The organism is Nodularia sp. UHCC 0506 (assembly GCF_034931045.1).
Lineage (GTDB): Bacteria > Cyanobacteriota > Cyanobacteriia > Cyanobacteriales > Nostocaceae > Nodularia.
On sequence record NZ_JAYGHH010000067.1, the window covers coordinates 2,122 to 18,688 of the forward strand.

Sequence of the window (16,567 nt, forward strand, 5' to 3'; positions counted from 1 at the left end):
CTTTTGCCAATGCACTCATTAAATCATTCTGGTTAGCTTTGTACCATTCATAATTGTGTTTTGTTAATTCATTTTCCATAAAACTTTTTCTACCAATTAAGGAATCACTACAACAGGATCAATATACTGCTCAAATGTGGGGCTATTGGGATCAGTATCAACTGTTAATAAGCTTTCTGCACCATCTACTATCAAGCGAACTAAATAAGTTCCTGGTAAACAATCATGAATGTCAAAGGTAATTGAGTTAGAATTAGTCCGTCGATGCTTGGTTTTTTCGGAGGAATATCCAGAAAATTCTGTTAAAGAAAGTGCAGTTAAAACCAAAGTTACTGACTGGGTTTTATTAATTATAAAATTAACTAACACTGTGACATCAGCCGAGCGCGGCTCATCACCTCTACCCTGAATATTGGCAATGGTGACTTCTGCAATAGTTGGGCGCAACATAATTGGCACAACATTTGAAATAACGTGTTTTTGGGGATGGATTACCTGTAAACTTTGAACACCCGCCCGTAAAGATTCTATGGGAATGGAGGACAGATTCAAAGTAATTTGGCTATCATCAACTGTTTGCGGAGTTACCTTAACATCACCGATCTGGACTTGGGTAATTTCTGCACCTAACTTGTTACCTTGGATCAACAATGTACTAGTTGCCAAAATTAACGGTGTTGCAGCTAACTTACTTGGCCAGAGTTTGGATAGTTCTTCTAATACCTTTATTTGAAAAATTGCTGGTTGATATGGTGTAACATGAGTCTGAAGATTGCGTACAGGTAAGGGTTTTTTAGCAATATTTCCGACATCAATTAAGACCACACTCACTTTATAAGCTATGGATAAATAGTAAGGAGTTTGGAAAAAGACAGTCCAAATTTTTGAGATTTCTTCTACATTTAAGTCTATGGGAGTAATAGCGATCGCTTCCGGTTGCTCGGCCAGATTAGAATTTGTTAAAAATGTAAAACTTGAATCTGCTAATGTCTCCCGAATCATTTCCGGGGTAATAATGGATTTACTATTCAAAGCTTGTACAACGCTACCCATCAAACGTTGAGGTTCCAATTCCACATCATTACCATAGCAACTCAGTAGATAATAGAGATCCAAACCGGTTTGCGATCGCTTAGTATATTTCTCATCTGATGAATGACGTTGACGTAAATCAGCACTACGCCAAGCAGGATTCTGCAAAATATCGTAAAGATACAAATTAACTCCAGCTTCCGGCGCACCACTACTCAAGCGGTCTGGTCTGACAGTTGTCACCCTCGCACCATCTACATCTATTTGTATACTCGCCTGCAAGCTTCTTTGTAGAGTTGCAGTCACAGTAGCAATAGCTAAATAATTAGTCATTTGTTATTTGTCATTTGTCATTTGTCATTACCTTTTTCACCCACTCAGCACTCAGCACTCAGCACTCAGCACTTTCCCTATGGACAAACTAAACCCAACTTTAAAGCCTTAATGATTGCTTGAGTGCGACTGGTGACACTTAATTTTTCAAAAATTGCTGTTAAGTGAGCTTTAACAGTGGCAATTGTAATAAATAAATGTCCGGCAATTTGTTCGTTGGAAGCTCCTTGGACTAACCAGTTTAATACTTCTCGCTCTCTTTCGGTTAAGTGAATGCTCGTGTCGCCAGCCGCTAGAGAATGTCCTGTATAATAGTGAAATAAACGAAAGAAGGCTGTGGCTACTTCCGGCGGTAAATAAACTTTGTTATTAACTACAGTGGTAATAGCTTCGCATAGCTGGGTGGCTAATTGGATTTTAAATATGTAACCCCAAGCGCCAGCTTGCATGGCTCGAAATACCCAATCATCTTGTTGGTGTGCTGATAAAATTAGCACTTTACCGTTATAAGATGATTCTCCCAGCCGCAGCAGTGCTGTAATTCCATCGTCTGGGGGTAATTCTAAATCCAGCAAAATTAAAGCTGGGTGCTGTTCGGCGGTTAATTTGAGTGCTTGCTCAACCGAAGCTGCTTCACCGACAATATTTAAGCTGATACTATTGCTATTGTTATAAAAGTTTAATAAAGTACGTATGCCTTGGCGAAAATGTGGTTCATCATCTACAAGTAAAATGGAAATTGGTTCTTTTTTAACATTCATGATAGTTTCCCCTAGATAGAAAATGCTAAATGCTGAGTTAGAAGACTATTCTGTAATTTCAACTCAGAATTTCTCGTTTCACCTGTGCCTGTTTATGGGTAGAGTAAAGGAGAATTGAGTGCCACCTCCAGGAATATTTTCTGCCCACAAATGACCTTGATGAGCCAAAATAATTTTTTGCGCGATCGCTAATCCTAAGCCAGTCCCCCCTAGCCGTCGAGAATAATATGGGGTGAATATTAGCTTCAAGTCAGATTCAGAAATTCCCGAACCGCGATCGCAAATTTCTACTAGCACTTCATGATTATATATATGCCAATTACAAATCACCGTCCCACTTTCTGGGCTAAAATACACGGCATTCGTCAATAAATTATCAAAAACCTGTTTCATCTGCCAACTATCAACTATGATATTTACAGGTTTATCGGGATAGTGAATTTGGATATTTTTTGGCTCCAACAAAGGTTGTAAAGCTTTAATACTTTCTGCAATAATTGTTTGCAAATTATGCTGTTTAATCTCTAATCTTGCCTGTTGTCCTTGACAAAGCAAATCTGTTAATTTGCAACTGAGTTCATCTGCTGTTTGACGAATTAGTATTGCTTGTTCTTGCAAGCAGCCATTTGGCAAAGCCAAGCGAAGATTTTCTGCATATAGATTAATTAATGCTAAGGGATTACGTAATTGATGTTCGGCGCGTCCCAGTGTTTCAGATAAAGAAGCAATTTCTGCTAGATGGCGCGATCGCTCTTTATACATAAATAAATACTGACTGAGTATCTCAGCCTGATTCAGTAGTAAATGTTGCTGTTGTGATGATAGTATCTCATAAGTGCAAATACATATATATTCTGCCGCTAATAAACTTTGTTCACCCACACAGCAAACATAAGCATGATACGCTTCAGGTACGCTTAATTCAATGATTTTAAGAATAGGTAAATCTGCTTGTAACCATTTTTCTTGATGCAGACATAAAATACTTAATGCAGATTCTGCAAATGTCGAGGAACTCCCATGTTGATACTCTGTAATATTGCTAACATCTACGACGGAAGGGGAAACTAATTGCCTTTTATCTGTATTTAGGTTATGGTACACAGTCCAGACAGCGATCGTTGGTAATAAATCCGCTAACTGTTGCACAATGAGTTGGCAAATTCTGCTCACATCATCTGCCGACAACTGACTTGGTAAATTGTGCGTAGACGAAGGTAAGGACATTTGAGTAGTAAACGTTTGAGTAGTAATTTCCACTTATTACCTCCTACGTATTTTAACAGCAATAAACATAGCAGATGTAAGCAGCTATCAAACCCTGGTCTACTTATTCACATCTTGCCGCATTCTTAACCAAACCAAATAAATTAGGTTATATCCGAAAAAAATCAAGTATTTCAGCTTGATAGCGGTTTTTACATGAATGAGAACAGTGTTGATAGCTCAAAGCCTTGATGTAGAGGAGTGTGTACAGATTCAATTACCAATAATAATTTTAATAAACCCTCCCCTACTAGCTTTATACTTAGCACTCAGCAATTTGCTACAAGTATCTTCAAAAACCCAATTTTTACCCAGTTTGCTTTAAAGTACGATGATTACTGTATAAAGAAGGACGACCTTAGCTTACATGAACAGGTTCAGGATATGAACCAATTGCAACAATTATTTTAGAATCTCGACCAAAGTCTAATAACCACTGGCTGACTGGATCTCTAAGCTGATGAATAGATAACCCAAATGTGGCAAATCATCAGATAAACTACATTTAAAAGGGCTATTCCTTGTTTTAATTATTCCCTCCGCATTCCCGTAGGCTAAGTAGCACAGTAATTTTCTCTGCTGCTTGCATCAGTAAATTTGGTAGGATGCCCAAACATCTATACTTAAGTAAACTGGTAACAAACACAGCCAATAAGCAGATAACGGAGTAAATTATTAACCCTGCTGTTGTATCTTATGATCCCATCTGCTACTCAGACTTTAGCAGAAATATTAGCTGGCGGGATTTCACTGCTCAGTACAGAGCAAATTGATTTCAGCCACCCTAGTGTTGCTCAAGAAGTCAACCCCAGACTAAACTTGTACTGTTACAACATCCGGGAAAATGCTTATAAACAGCCTTCCTGTTGTCAGCATTCAATCAAGCAACGGGTATCGACCTTAGCACCACCAAGATGGTTTGATCTGTTATTTTTGGTCAGCGCTTGGGACTATACAAGTTTGGGCGAACAACGTCTACTCTCAGAGGCGTTGATCCTACTGTTACATCATCACTCACTCCGAGAGGAGATGTTACCTCCAGCACTGCGCGGTCATGGCGAATTGTCAATGACCGTTTCTGCTGTCCATCCTATTGATGCTGCGGCTTTATGGAGTGCTTTAAGTGTGCCATTACGTCCAGCTTTGTATGTTACTTTGACAATCCCATTTAACCTACGAAGTGATATTTTGAATCCTAATAATGGAGAAATGTGGCTCAAAAACAATTAAATAATGGTTGTTGATGACTAATAATCAACTCTTTCAACGCGACTTGTAATTTGGCTGGAAAGATGAAAACTAATTCCCCACTTTATTCAGGGAATATAAGGACTAATATTGCTTCTTGCCATGTTTGATCCATGACCAACGCACTGTTCTATATTGTCAACTAACGACTAGAGATAAGGAGATGAGGATCAGCGATTAGGACTAAAGAATAAAGTTCCAGAAATGTTATTTACGCAAATACAAGGAAATCAAACATTATGCCTAGATTAGATTACTTTGCACCTGGTGTCTACGTTGAGGAAGTAGATCGAGGTAGTCGCCCTATTGAGGGAGTAAGTACGAATATTGCTGGCTTTATTGGCTTTACCGAAGATGTACGCGGTGATGCAGAATTGTTTAAGCCAATGTTAGTCACATCGTGGAATGAATACCTGGAATACTTTGCGAAACAAGGTTCCGATGGTTATACAGATTTTGATGCTTATCTTCCCTTTGCTGTGAACGGTTGGTTTCTCAATGGTGGTGGCCGCTGCTGGGTAGCCAGTATCGGTACTAAACTTCCTGGAACTCCCCCACCTCCCTTAGAAGAAACAGCCCTGAAAATTCGCACAACAGGGAATCGTCCATCTTTACAGTTTGCTTTGAAAGCAGCTGAAGACGGAGACGATAACGAAGCAGCAGGGCGAATTAATGTTTCCATTCTCGAAAGTGAACCGCTACCCCCAGCAAATCCCGAAGCCGAACCACCTTTAAACACCGGAGAATTTTTTAAAGTCATCATTAGCCGGGATGGAGAAATTCTCGAAGAATACGATCACCTCTCAATGAACCCGGAAATCGGAACGGAGGCTGGTACTTATGCGGTAGCAGCTATCCAAGAGTCTGCATTTGTGGATGCAGTTGACTTGGAAACACCAGGACAACCACTTTCTCGTCGTCCAGCGAATGGGAACTATGAAGTTAGCCCACCACCAATGGTTTCCACTCCTGACCGCTTTCCACGAGATGTACAAGGGGTCAGAGACGATCGCACAGGTATGCAAGGTATCTTTGAAATAGACGAAGTTACCATGATTGCCTTCCCTGACTTGATGTTGGCATATCAAAGAAACATCTTGGATCTCGATCAAGTCCACGGGGTCATGGAAGCAATGGTCAGTATGTGTGAAAATACTGCCCCTAACCGGATGGTAGTTTTAGACCCGCCCCCCTGTAAAGGTGGTGGTGCGCCAGTAGCCCCTACCCAAGTCAAGCCACAGCATATCGCCCAGTGGTTAAGTGCATTTAACAGGCGATCGCAATTTGCCGCCCTCTACTATCCTTGGATTAAAGTCGCCAACCCCCGCAACGGTGGTAGACCAATTATGATTCCCCCAGCAGGTCATATGTTGGGTGTCTGGTGTCGCACCGATGAAACACGTGGCGTTTATAAAGCACCCGCTAACGATACCCCCAGAGGTGTGATTGGTTTAGCTTACGAAACCAATTTGCGTGAACAAGAACTACTTAACCCTTTAGGAATCAACTGTATCCGCACCTTCCCCAACCGAGGTATTCGCATCTGGGGCGCACGGACTTTAGTAGAACCAGACAATGTACAATGGCGTTACATCAGTGTTCGCCGCTTAATGAGTTACATTGAAAAGTCTGTAGAACTAGGTACTCAATGGGTAGTATTTGAACCTAACGACCAAGATTTATGGGCGCGTGTGACTCGTACAGTCAGCAACTTCCTAGAAAGACTCTGGCGAGAAGGTGCTTTGTTTGGTGCTTCAGCAGCTGAAGCCTTTTATGTTAAATGTGATGCCAGCATTAACACACACGAAACTATGATGCTAGGTCGTCTATACATCGAAGTCGGTGTATGTCCAGTTAGACCAGCAGAATTTGTGATCTTCCGCTTTAGTCAATGGTCTCCTAACCAATAAATTAAACCCAAATTTCAGGGTGCGTTGGCGAACAGTAGGACGTAAATGCGCCCTGAAAAAATCCACCATCATACTTACGATATGGCGTAAGTTCTTTCTCAGAAAAAACCGAATTTTATCTTGATTTAGGAGTAAGAATATGCCTGAACTTAAACCGATTGCTGCTAGTAATTTTTACTTTGAAATAGATGGTATGACCGACATGGCTTTTAGCAAAATCGGTGGTGTCAAATTTGAAGCAAAAGTCAAGGGTCAAGATAAACCTTTAATGTCCACCAAAGGTGGAACAACAGTCAGACAGATTAACTCTGCTGGCTTTGAAGGATTATTTACAATTGATGTGACAACCCTCATGAGTGGTGATGCTGATAGCACCAGCAAGAAAATGTATGATTGGTTTAAAAAGTGTTTACCAGCAGCTGAAAAAGGAGAGGGTAAGTGGTTTAGCAATAAAAAGACTGGATCTATAGTTGCATACGATACCGATGGTCAAGAAGTTATGCGTTGGGAATTAAAAGAAGCTTGGCCTTCTCAGTATAAAATTGGTGATTTAGATGTCAATGGTAATGACTATATCGAAGAGACATACACCTTAACTTGTGAAAATATGAACCGGACAAAATAAATTATTTAGAACAGACAGTTTTTTTCATTAATACAAACAATAATTACGCATTTACCTGGGAGGTTATTTATGCCAGAGTATATCTCTAACGCTAAGTATTACTTTGAAGCTGATGATTTGACTGAGTTATTGGTGAAAAAAATCAGTGGGATGCAAATGAAAATGACAGTTGCCGGGGGGGATGCACCTATTGGTGTCACCAAAGATGGTAAAACCCAGACACAGGCTACCATCGGCGGCGTTGAATGCTCGGAAGTCACTATTGAGTGTGTGGCGACTGCTGAATCTAAAAAACTGCTGGAATGGTATAATAAATGCCATGCCGAAGCTCTCTCAGGAGGCAAAGCCGAGGGTCGCAAAAACCGTAAATTAGGAAAAATTTCCATCTACGATGGTGAGGAAGAAAAAGTCCAGTACGAATTCACAGATATTTTCCCTACTAGCTATGCAACCAGTGATTTTTCTGCTGGTAGTGGCGATTTAATCTCAGAAACTGTAACAATTGGATTCACATATTTTGAACGTAAAAAGTAATAAGTAAAAAAGAAAAATAACTTGGGTTTATATAGCCCCAGACTTAAAGTCTGTGGGCAATTTGCCAAAATTAAATGCTTCCAATTTATTGCTTTTTGCCTTGTTTTAGGAGGTAATCATTGTGTCAGAATTTCCCGAAATCCTGACTAATAGCCGTTTTTATCTGGAACTAAAGCTCAATGGTAGCCAAGAACCAGTTGACGGCTATTTTATGGAATGTCAAGGTTTTAAAACTACTCAGCAGGTCATAGACATCTCTGAGGTGACACCTCAAGTGTGGGGGAAAAGTGGAAATTCTAATGGTAGAATTGTCCGCACTAAAATTCCTGGCAATGTGACTTATTCCAACTTAGTTTTACGCCGGGGTTTAACTATTTCTATGACTATGTGGAATTGGTTATCTGCTGTACAAGAGGGCAAGTGGGGTGAAGAACGGCGAGATGGTTCTTTAGTAATTTACAACCAAGCAGCTAAAGAGCAATTTAGATTAGAATTCAAAAATGCCTGGCCTACTGGTTATATAATCTCTGATGTTAAAGCATCTGGCAGCGAACATCAAATTGAGGAAATAGAAGTAGTGGTAGAAGAATTAAAACGGATTGAAGTAGCGTAGAGCCGGATGTTGCAAACTGAGTTTGAATTTACTTTACCCAAGGGATACCTCGATGCGGATGGTAATTTGCATCGTAAAGGTGTAATGCGTTTATCTAAAGCAATGGATGAAATTGTGCCATTGCGTGACCCCCGTGTGAAATCAAATCCAGCTTACGCGACAGTAATTATTTTATCTCGTGTAATTACTCGTTTAGGAGCATTAGAAGAGGTGACACCAACAATAGTAGAAAACTTTTTTGCTTGTGATTTAAGTTATTTACAGCAATTTTATCGTCAAATTAATGAATTAGAAGAAAATGAGACTGCGGAGTAGGAAGCAGGGTGCAGGGTGCAGGGTGCAGGGTGCAGGGGGAAAGATGCAAGGAGCAGGGGGAAAGATGCAAGGAGCAGGGTGCAGGGGGAAAGATGCAAGGAGCAGGGTGCAGGGGGAAAGATGCAAGGAGCAGGGTGCAGGGGGAAAGATGCAAGAAGCAGGTAAAAATAAACTTCCTAATGACTAATGACTAATGACTAAGGAAATTTCTACAGAATTTAACTTTATTTTGCCCAGAGGATTGGTAGACGATGTGGGTAATGTGCATCGTCAAGGTGTGATGCGTTTAGCGACAGCTAAAGATGAGATTTATTTGCAAAAAAACCGGGCTGCTCAGGAAAGTTCAGCTTATGGTGTGATTGTGATGCTATCACGAGTAATTACAAAATTGGGTGATTTAACCGAAATAACTACCGATTTATTAGAGAATCTTTTTACAAAGGATTTAGCTTATTTAAGAGAATTTTATAACCGCATTAATCAGGATGGTGATGCTTATATTCCTGTGCAGTGTCCTCAATGTAATACTAACTTTCAAGTGGAGCTTTCTTTAGCGGGGGAATCGTAGGCTACCCCTCAGAGGCGCTGAGTGAGGAGGTAGCCTGTATTGCATTTCATTTTCATTGGAGTTTAGAAGATATTTTAAATTTGGAACATCCTGAACGTCGGCGCTGGGTGGGTGAAATTGGTAAGTTTAAACAGCAATCATAAGGATTTGGCAAAGCACTTTCGGAAATCTTCCAAAACTAAAAATTCTGGGGAGCAGAGAGCAGGGGTCACAAATTTCTCCATCCCAGTCCCCAACTATAAACTATTGCATAATCATCTTAGCAACTTTATACATCACCTGACTAAAAGGATGTTTTGGATGGCGTAGGCAGAATAAATCGCTGCTTGCCAGTTGAATCAATTCTTCTGCCAGTGGTAAAATACCTGCTAATGGTGCGTTATAAGCCTTTTCTACCTGTTTTTGCAAAGCATCAAAATCTAGTGAAGGTAGTGCTTTATTAATTAACAACAACATTTTGGGAATTTCCAATTTCCGAGCCACCTCTACTGTTACCGCAGTACCTTGAAAGTCTTGGCGGTCAGGACGTAAGATAAGAACTAAAATATCAGAAATGGCAATCGAAAGTAAAGTTTCTTCGTTCAAACCTGGATGGGTATCAATAAATAAGTAATCCAGATGGAGAATATCTAATATTTCTTGAAAACCTTGATTCAGAAGGTTAAAATCAAGTCCATCTCGTAGTACTTTAGTAATATCTTTGGCTTTAATGCTAGAGGGAATTAGGTAAATACGTCCTTTGACATCTGCTGTTTTACTTAAAGTTGAACTAACATCATAGGCAGCTTTTTCAATATTACATCGTCCCCATAGATAATCGTTGAGTGAATAATTCATGCTTTTTTCATCAAAACCAAATAGGACGTGAATACCTGGAGATTGGATGTCAGTATCAATAATTCCCACTCGATATCCACAACTAGCAACAATTCCTGCTAAGTTAGCAGTGGAATTTGATTTACCTGTACCACCCCGAAATGAGTGAATAGAAACAATTTTTGACATAGTTAATTATATTTAAAGCTGATCCCATATATTTCTTGAAAGTCGACTTTTCTTTTGGTTGCTAAAAAGAGGTTGATAGTAAACTGAAGCACTATCATTTAATTCTTGAATGAATCCTTGATTTATTAGAGATTGCAGCAAATTTTGTGCGTCTTCTTCTGATTGATTTGTATGAAGTGCTACTTCCGCTAAAGTCACTTTTTTTTGATGGATTATCCAGTTTACTAGTTGTCGCTGCTCATCAGGTAAATTCACTACATCTGAAATACTGTTTTGTGCTGATGATTCTTCAAAATTCTGGTTATTCATAAAGCTTTGCTGAAAAAATAAAGTATCCAAATTTTACAACTAAAAGTATCCATAGGGCTACTCAACAGAAATATTGAATGCCGTAATAAAACTTTACATATCAAGGTATAAATGTCTTATCAATGGGTTAATTCTCAACATTTTATTTATCTCCTATCCCATACACATAAATGATCTGTAGGCACGTACAAGATTGAAGATAGCGGAATTTATCTAATATGTTATTCCCTATTTAGGAACAGATACGAGGTGTAAAATTAGATAAGCAATGAGACTGGTATAAATCTGAATGGTAATATGATTAACATTTTTAATAATTAATTTATCCAGTTTTCATGATGGTTTTCCACATTCAACACTTCTGTTATTTTGCTGGATACGATATCATTTAGAATTTTGTTTTTCTAATTCTGATAAACGCTTTTGGGCAATCTCTTGATTAGTTTGTGCTAAGGTGTTTTTAGGGTCAATTGTTAAAGTTTGTGCAAAGGTAGCGATCGCATCTTCTATTCTGCCCATTTTTAATAAAGCAACTCCTTTTCCAGCCAATATATTCGCGTTATCTGGAGTCAAATTATTGGCACGCTCGTAAGCTAAAATTGCTTCATCATATCGTTTTAAATCTAATAAAACCACACCCCGATTATACCATGCTGGGGATAATTCAGGATTGATGCCAATTGCCCGATCAACAGAAACTAAAGCTTCTTGATTTCTCGATAACTTCCATAGTAATACACTGCGATTAGCCCAAATATTAGCTATCAGGGAATTATCCATAATTTGATTACTATTTTCCAAGGCTTTATTATAGGCTGTAAGTGCTTCTGGATAGCGGTTTAATGTTCTAAGGATTCTCCCTTTATTAAACCAAGCTTGAGCATATTGAGGATTAATTTCTGTGGCGCGATCGCTACTAGTAATTGCTTCCGAATATCTGCCTAAATACCACTGAGTTGCTGCTCGATTATTCCAGGCTTCTGCATAGTTGGGATTAAGTGCGATCGCTCTTTCTATAGAAGTCAAACCTTCTTCAAAATTACCCAATCCAGCCACAGCAATTCCCCGTTGTTCCCATGCTAAAGCCGGACTAATATTGCCCCATCTATTATCACCTTGAATAGCGGCTTCACTAGCTTTTTGGGCTTCTTCATATTTGCCTAATTTGTTGAAATTTGCACTTTGACGCGCCAATGCTAAAGAATAATTAGGACTAAGTTTTACAGCAAATTCATAGGAAATACTTGCTTGTGCTGTTTTTCCGACTAAAAATAAAGCTGTACCATGTTCTAGCCAAATATCTGCATCTTGGGGATTAGTTGCTATTGCCTGATCAAATGAGGTAATTGCTGCGGTAATTTGTCCGTTCTTTTTTTGAGACAAACCTTTATGAAGCCATGCAAATGCTGGAGATAAATTACCCCAATTTTTATTCGTTGTAATTGCTAAATCACAAGCGTTAATTGCTGCCGTAAATTTGCCTAAATTAGCCAAGGCTTGACAGTTACCCACCAAAGCCAAAGAATTTTCTGGGTTAATGACTAAAGCTCTATTAAATGAGGCGATCGCTTCAGTAAATTGTCCTAATTGGCTTTGTGCTAACCCCTGATTGTACCATGCTAATACGGCTGTATGAGTTCCCCAATTTTGATCTGATCTGAGGGCTAAATCACAAGCAGCGATCGCATCTTCATATTTACCCAGATTTAATAATGCTTGGCAGCGTTGGGCTAAAGCTAGAGAATATTGAGACTGGAGACGCAAAGAACGATCAGCTGAAACTAAAGCTTCAGTATAAGTTGCTTGTTGCAGTAAAATTTCAGTTCGATCTACCCAAATTTCTGGATTATCTGGCTTGAGAGCAATTGCTTGATTGCAAGCTGCGATCGCTTCGGCAAATTTCTTTTCTTCTCCCAGTAGCTGACATAAACTTTGCCAATAATCGAAATCCTCTATTTCTAAATTTTCTTGAGCCTGCAAACTCATTGGCACAAAGCAACTCAATATTAAAAAAGTACAAGCTAGACCTCTGCTTATACTGCTTGCTATGACTTTATTTACTAGAATACTTGTTTGGAAACCCATAGAACGTATCATATTAGTATGATTGGAGTCCTGATATATTTGTGGTTTATGCTGTGATGTGAAGAAGTATTTCATATTAATAATTGATTTTGCAGTTTTGTAAATATTTATAACAATTAACTGATTGTGCAATTTATTAAAAATAAAGCATACCAGAAATTTAGAGACATTTTCGATACAATAAAAATTTGCAAATATTAAATATTACATAAACCCCTACATTCGACTTTTTAGCGTCAAGTCTAATGCCCTCTATTGTAGGATACGGAAATAAAGGCGATCGCACGCATCTAACCTATACAGGAAATGTACAGGGAGAATACGTTTATGACACACGCAAATCTTGTAACCCCACTCACTCCCGACGTTCGATCCTCCTACACTGCCATGCGCCATTACCGACGCGGCTGACCACGACTGGGATCAGTGTGATCGCCTCAAAGTAATCGGTAAAACGCACACCCAAGCAGACATTGTAGGATGTGGAAATAAAGGCGATCGCACACATATTAATCAGGTTTCGTGGTGAAAAGATACGGTAAGTATAGTCATGCCATCAGGCTGATAGCTATTGAATTTATAGAAATTGGGGTAAAATTGATTATCGGTGATTTATAAAAGTTTTCATACTGGCATAATAAAAAACATAGGGTTGAGTAAATGTATAGTAGACAATCCAAAACCGCGAAAAATTCTGCCAAAAATTCTAATACACCAGCTAAAAGTCAGTTTGCACCGCCCCGTGTTGTCGTCGAACCAACACCCCAAAATCCTTATGATATTAGGGGATAAACAAGAATTTGCTCTAGAGTGTGTGGTAGATCGGACAGAAACCGATCCACAAGACTACTTATTTGGGCATATTGCTCTTTGGGCTGGAGACTCTATGATAGGAGATTTTTCGTTGACGGTAATACTGGACATTCCTTATGCTTATTTTAAAGATTCTTTAACAGAATGCGGACAAAGAAAAGATCCATTTTTGATGGGAATTACTGCCGTAGAAGCATGGAATTTTCTCGAATCGGCTCTTTACGGTGATAATAGTGAATCTGATTGGAGTTCAGAGCAACTAGAGCAAAAATATAGAAAGTTTTGTATATGTCCAGGATTTTCTGAAGCACTTGATGGAGAAACAGCTTTCCTTATTGAAGGTGAACAAGAGGAAAGATTCATTTGGAGAGATTTTGCATCCCAGTCCATTAAGGAACTCAGATTTAAATCTGAAACATACAAACATATCGTTGAATCTTTTGTTGTTTGGTATTCCAATCTCATTAGCACTTGACTTTATATGCTTGTCGCCCCCTCAACTTGTAGGGTGAGCATTGCTCTACTCGAAGATACCCGCAATGTGCGATCGCCTAATCTTGTAGGGTACGTTAAATTTTACATAAACCCCTATATTCAACTTTTTAGCGTCAAGTCTAATGCCCTCTGGCTGATAATCATTGTAGGATACGGGAATAAAGGCGATCGCCTACGGCACAGTGTTTCGCGATCGCACACATATTAATCAGGTTTCGTGGTGAAAAGATAATGAAGCCTGAGATAACATCACTTCAGCGTCAGGAAGAACCGGAAGAGGAACTTCAGGCTAAGTCAATCCTCCAGCGTCGGGAAGCCATTGGGGGAGGGGAAGCTTCGACGGATTTGGATACTGCTATTAATAGTGCTAGGGGAAGTGGACAACAGATGGCAGACAATATCCGCCAACCGATGGAACAGGCGTTTGGCGCAGATTTCAGTGGGGTGAAGGTTCACACGGATGGTCAATCTGACCAGTTGAATCAGTCAATTCAGGCGCGTGCTTTCACGACGGGACAGGATGTGTTCTTTCGGCAGGGGGAATATAATCCTGGCAGTCGGGGCGGACAGGAGTTGTTAGCGCATGAATTGACCCACGTTGTGCAGCAGAATGAGGGGGCAGTGCAGCGATCATTACAAAGGAAAAATGCTCAGTCAATCTCGATAGATTACTCACTTCAAGAACCACTTGTGCAGTGTCAACCCTATTACCGAGGGGGAAATAGTCTTGCTCCTAAGATGAATGAAGTTAAGATTGACAGTAGAACAAAAAAGCTGAAGAACACCCATGGTGTGTCCCTTTTTGACTTGAAAAAAGGCCTTGGGAAATTCGGAGGTACTTATGAAGTCAAGAGCATCCCCGATACTCTCAAAATCATTCAGCGGGGCAAAAATCCGAACCACTTCGAGATTGTTCCTGCCGAAAATGGAAAACTGGACTTTGAAGAATTCAAAAACGAGTTGGGAAAAGTAGTTCTAGAAAAAGTCGAGGATGAATAATAAGGATAGTGCAACAGTCAAAAAATTCAACTAAATTCTCAGGCATCCACCATCCCTATATTAAGATCAGGAATCAATAGAAATGGAAATCTATTACCTATATAATGACGAACGCGATGAAATAGAAGCGATCGCCAAAGGCTACCGAAATGATGTGTATGTAAAAACCACAACTGGGATGTACCATGTCCATATTTACGACATAGTTCGATTACAGCAAGACTTTGAGGACGAGCAACAAGAGCAGGGGTATTATTCCATCGATCACAACTTAATACTTGTGGAAGAAGTATCGAAAAAAGTAGTGGTAAATACGGTAAAAAAACTTGAAGAGGAAGGATATTTTGAGAAAATTAAACCACTAGAAGAGGCTACTATACAGGAATTGCCATTCAAGCATATCATTAATTAGAGTTTAGAATATTGTCAGAAAAGAAAAAATCATTTGATAGATATCAAAATGTACTTCTCCTTTTTTTGATGATCAGCTTATCCTGCTGTTCTTATTCAATTGGAGAAGAAGGTAATTATAAATCAAATGGTGCGAATAATAAAATGGAAAAGCAAGAATCAGAAAATAAGCAACCCCTAATTATTCGGGGGGAAGTTAAATCTATTAATCGCCTAAATATTGATAAAAGTGGACGTAATCCAAAATATCAAATAAATATTAATTTAGCTCCTACAAGTATTGAAGGAGCTGAATTAGGCTCAGATTCTAACTCTTTACTAATACTTCAAAGTAGAGAGACAGAAATCCTTGAGCAGATGGATAGACTGCCAATTGTAGGAGATAATCTGATAATTGAAAGTTTTTCCAATGAAGAAGCTCCCAGAATGCTTCCTATCAAAAAGATAAAATTTCAGTAATGCAATAGCTATACTAGGAGGGTGTTTGAAAAGTGGTTGGCTGTGATTTTAGGCACTCGCAGATCCCCCCTAACCTCTCTTTTTAAGGCAGGGCTGTTTCGTTCCCTAAAAGGGTTAAAATTGCAAGGGTAACGGAGATAAAAATTGAGGAAAAATCCACAATTAGGACAAAAAATTTTGGTTTCTTCAGCCCGAAATACCTGATTTTTCTTCGTGACTTTGCGCCTTTGCGTGAGATTATCCTCTTGACAAATCTCCAACACAAGCGAATGAATCAGCCCTGCTTTTTAAGGGGGGAATTAGAATCAAAGTCCCCCTTTTTCTACGCCGAAGGCGCATCCCCGAAGGCGTTTAGCGTCAAGTCTAATGCCCTCTGGCTGATAATCATTGTAGGATGTGGGAATAAAGGCGATCTCTGGCACAACAACAAAATAGAGGGTTGAGTAAATGTATAGTAGACAATCCAAAACCGCGAAAGCTTCTGCCAAAAATTCTAATACACCAGCTAAAAGTCAGTTTGCACCGCCCCGTGTTGTCGTCGAACCAACACCCCAAAATCCTGATATACAAACCCAATCGGCAAGGGTGAAACAGTCTGATCAGGGTATACTACACAATCCAAATCTATTTAAGTACCATCCACCAAGACCGCCACGAGGAATCCAGATGAAGCTGTCTATTGGTCAGCCTGGGGATAAGTATGAGCAAGAAGCGGATAGAGTAGCCGCAGATGTGGTACAGCGAATTAATGCGCCTGAGAGTAAAGAAGTTCAACGGATGGATGTA

20 protein-coding genes and 2 pseudogenes are annotated in these 16,567 nt (G+C 39.5%); 15 read left to right on the top strand and 7 right to left on the bottom strand.

Annotation, left to right across the window (positions count from 1 at the left end; translation table 11 throughout):
* Positions 1-96 precede the first annotated feature (96 nt).
* The 3 genes from VB654_RS23380 to VB654_RS23390 all read right to left on the bottom strand — a co-directional run bounded on the left by VB654_RS23380 (position 97) and on the right by VB654_RS23390 (position 3,386).
* Complete coding sequence (locus tag VB654_RS23380; protein WP_323216218.1) at positions 97-1,365, bottom strand: DUF4255 domain-containing protein; 1,269 nt, start codon at positions 1,363-1,365, stop codon at positions 97-99.
* Positions 1,366-1,442: 77 nt separating this feature from the next.
* Positions 1,443-2,126 carry a response regulator transcription factor gene (locus VB654_RS23385; RefSeq protein ID WP_323216219.1) on the bottom strand — a complete coding sequence of 228 codons (684 nt, stop codon included), beginning with the start codon at positions 2,124-2,126 and terminating at the stop codon, positions 1,443-1,445.
* Between the two features lie 78 nt (positions 2,127-2,204).
* Positions 2,205-3,386 (bottom strand): HAMP domain-containing sensor histidine kinase, encoded by a 1,182-nt coding sequence (locus VB654_RS23390; protein WP_323216220.1) that lies wholly within the window; start codon positions 3,384-3,386, stop codon positions 2,205-2,207.
* Between the two features lie 702 nt (positions 3,387-4,088).
* Between VB654_RS23390 and VB654_RS23395 the strand changes: the two genes are divergently transcribed.
* From VB654_RS23395 to VB654_RS23430, 8 genes are all read left to right on the top strand, one after another.
* Positions 4,089-4,622 carry a Pvc16 family protein gene (locus VB654_RS23395; RefSeq protein ID WP_323216221.1) on the top strand — a complete coding sequence of 178 codons (534 nt, stop codon included), beginning with the start codon at positions 4,089-4,091 and terminating at the stop codon, positions 4,620-4,622.
* A gap of 257 nt (positions 4,623-4,879) precedes the next feature.
* The gene (locus tag VB654_RS23400; RefSeq protein WP_323216222.1) at positions 4,880-6,550 is read left to right on the top strand and encodes a phage tail sheath family protein; all 1,671 of its coding nucleotides are present in this window, start codon (positions 4,880-4,882) and stop codon (positions 6,548-6,550) included.
* A 139-nt stretch (positions 6,551-6,689) separates the two neighbouring features.
* Complete coding sequence (locus tag VB654_RS23405) at positions 6,690-7,175, top strand: phage tail protein (protein WP_323216223.1); 486 nt, start codon at positions 6,690-6,692, stop codon at positions 7,173-7,175.
* 69 nt (positions 7,176-7,244) lie between these two features.
* A complete protein-coding gene (locus VB654_RS23410; RefSeq protein ID WP_323216224.1) occupies positions 7,245-7,709 on the top strand; it encodes a phage tail protein in 465 nt (154 codons plus the stop codon).
* Positions 7,710-7,830: 121 nt separating this feature from the next.
* On the top strand, positions 7,831-8,322 hold the full coding sequence (locus tag VB654_RS23415) for a phage tail protein (RefSeq protein WP_323216225.1): 492 nt from the start codon (positions 7,831-7,833) through the stop codon (positions 8,320-8,322).
* 6 nt (positions 8,323-8,328) lie between these two features.
* Positions 8,329-8,637, top strand: coding sequence for a hypothetical protein (locus tag VB654_RS23420; RefSeq protein ID WP_323216227.1), 309 nt, complete (start codon positions 8,329-8,331; stop codon positions 8,635-8,637).
* A 193-nt stretch (positions 8,638-8,830) separates the two neighbouring features.
* On the top strand, positions 8,831-9,205 hold the full coding sequence (locus tag VB654_RS23425; RefSeq protein ID WP_323216228.1) for a phage tail assembly protein: 375 nt from the start codon (positions 8,831-8,833) through the stop codon (positions 9,203-9,205).
* Positions 9,199-9,348, top strand: a complete 150-nt coding sequence (locus VB654_RS23430) for a DUF6760 family protein (protein ID WP_323216250.1) — start codon at positions 9,199-9,201, stop codon at positions 9,346-9,348. The genes VB654_RS23425 and VB654_RS23430 overlap by 7 nt, the downstream gene beginning before the upstream one ends.
* Positions 9,349-9,448: 100 nt before the next feature.
* On the opposite strand, the gene VB654_RS23435 is transcribed toward VB654_RS23430, so the two are convergent.
* The 4 genes and pseudogenes from VB654_RS23435 to VB654_RS23450 form a co-directional block, all read right to left on the bottom strand.
* Entirely contained in the window at positions 9,449-10,210 is a 762-nt protein-coding gene (locus tag VB654_RS23435; RefSeq protein WP_323216230.1) for a MinD/ParA family protein, read from the bottom strand.
* A gap of 12 nt (positions 10,211-10,222) precedes the next feature.
* The gene (locus VB654_RS23440; RefSeq protein WP_323216232.1) at positions 10,223-10,519 is read right to left on the bottom strand and encodes an ArsR family transcriptional regulator; all 297 of its coding nucleotides are present in this window, start codon (positions 10,517-10,519) and stop codon (positions 10,223-10,225) included.
* Between the two features lie 142 nt (positions 10,520-10,661).
* Positions 10,662-10,852 (bottom strand): annotated as a pseudogene (locus VB654_RS23445) (IS4 family transposase); the annotation flags it as partial.
* 51 nt (positions 10,853-10,903) lie between these two features.
* Positions 10,904-12,505 carry a tetratricopeptide repeat protein gene (locus VB654_RS23450; protein ID WP_323216251.1) on the bottom strand — a complete coding sequence of 534 codons (1,602 nt, stop codon included), beginning with the start codon at positions 12,503-12,505 and terminating at the stop codon, positions 10,904-10,906.
* A gap of 759 nt (positions 12,506-13,264) precedes the next feature.
* Between VB654_RS23450 and VB654_RS23455 the strand changes: the two genes are divergently transcribed.
* From VB654_RS23455 to VB654_RS23485, 7 genes and pseudogenes are all read left to right on the top strand, one after another.
* Complete coding sequence (locus VB654_RS23455) at positions 13,265-13,396, top strand: hypothetical protein (RefSeq protein ID WP_323216234.1); 132 nt, start codon at positions 13,265-13,267, stop codon at positions 13,394-13,396.
* A complete protein-coding gene (locus tag VB654_RS23460; RefSeq protein WP_323216236.1) occupies positions 13,380-13,892 on the top strand; it encodes an Imm42 family immunity protein in 513 nt (170 codons plus the stop codon). Before VB654_RS23455 ends, VB654_RS23460 begins: the two co-directional genes overlap by 17 nt.
* A 33-nt stretch (positions 13,893-13,925) precedes the next feature.
* Entirely contained in the window at positions 13,926-14,120 is a 195-nt protein-coding gene (locus tag VB654_RS23465; protein WP_323216238.1) for a hypothetical protein, read from the top strand.
* Between the two features lie 23 nt (positions 14,121-14,143).
* Entirely contained in the window at positions 14,144-14,911 is a 768-nt protein-coding gene (locus VB654_RS23470) for a DUF4157 domain-containing protein (RefSeq protein ID WP_323216239.1), read from the top strand.
* Positions 14,912-14,993: 82 nt separating this feature from the next.
* Positions 14,994-15,323, top strand: coding sequence for a hypothetical protein (locus VB654_RS23475; RefSeq protein ID WP_323216241.1), 330 nt, complete (start codon positions 14,994-14,996; stop codon positions 15,321-15,323).
* 11 nt (positions 15,324-15,334) lie between these two features.
* Positions 15,335-15,781 carry a hypothetical protein gene (locus VB654_RS23480; protein WP_323216242.1) on the top strand — a complete coding sequence of 149 codons (447 nt, stop codon included), beginning with the start codon at positions 15,335-15,337 and terminating at the stop codon, positions 15,779-15,781.
* 447 nt (positions 15,782-16,228) lie between these two features.
* Positions 16,229-16,567: pseudogene (locus VB654_RS23485) on the top strand (hypothetical protein); the annotation flags it as partial.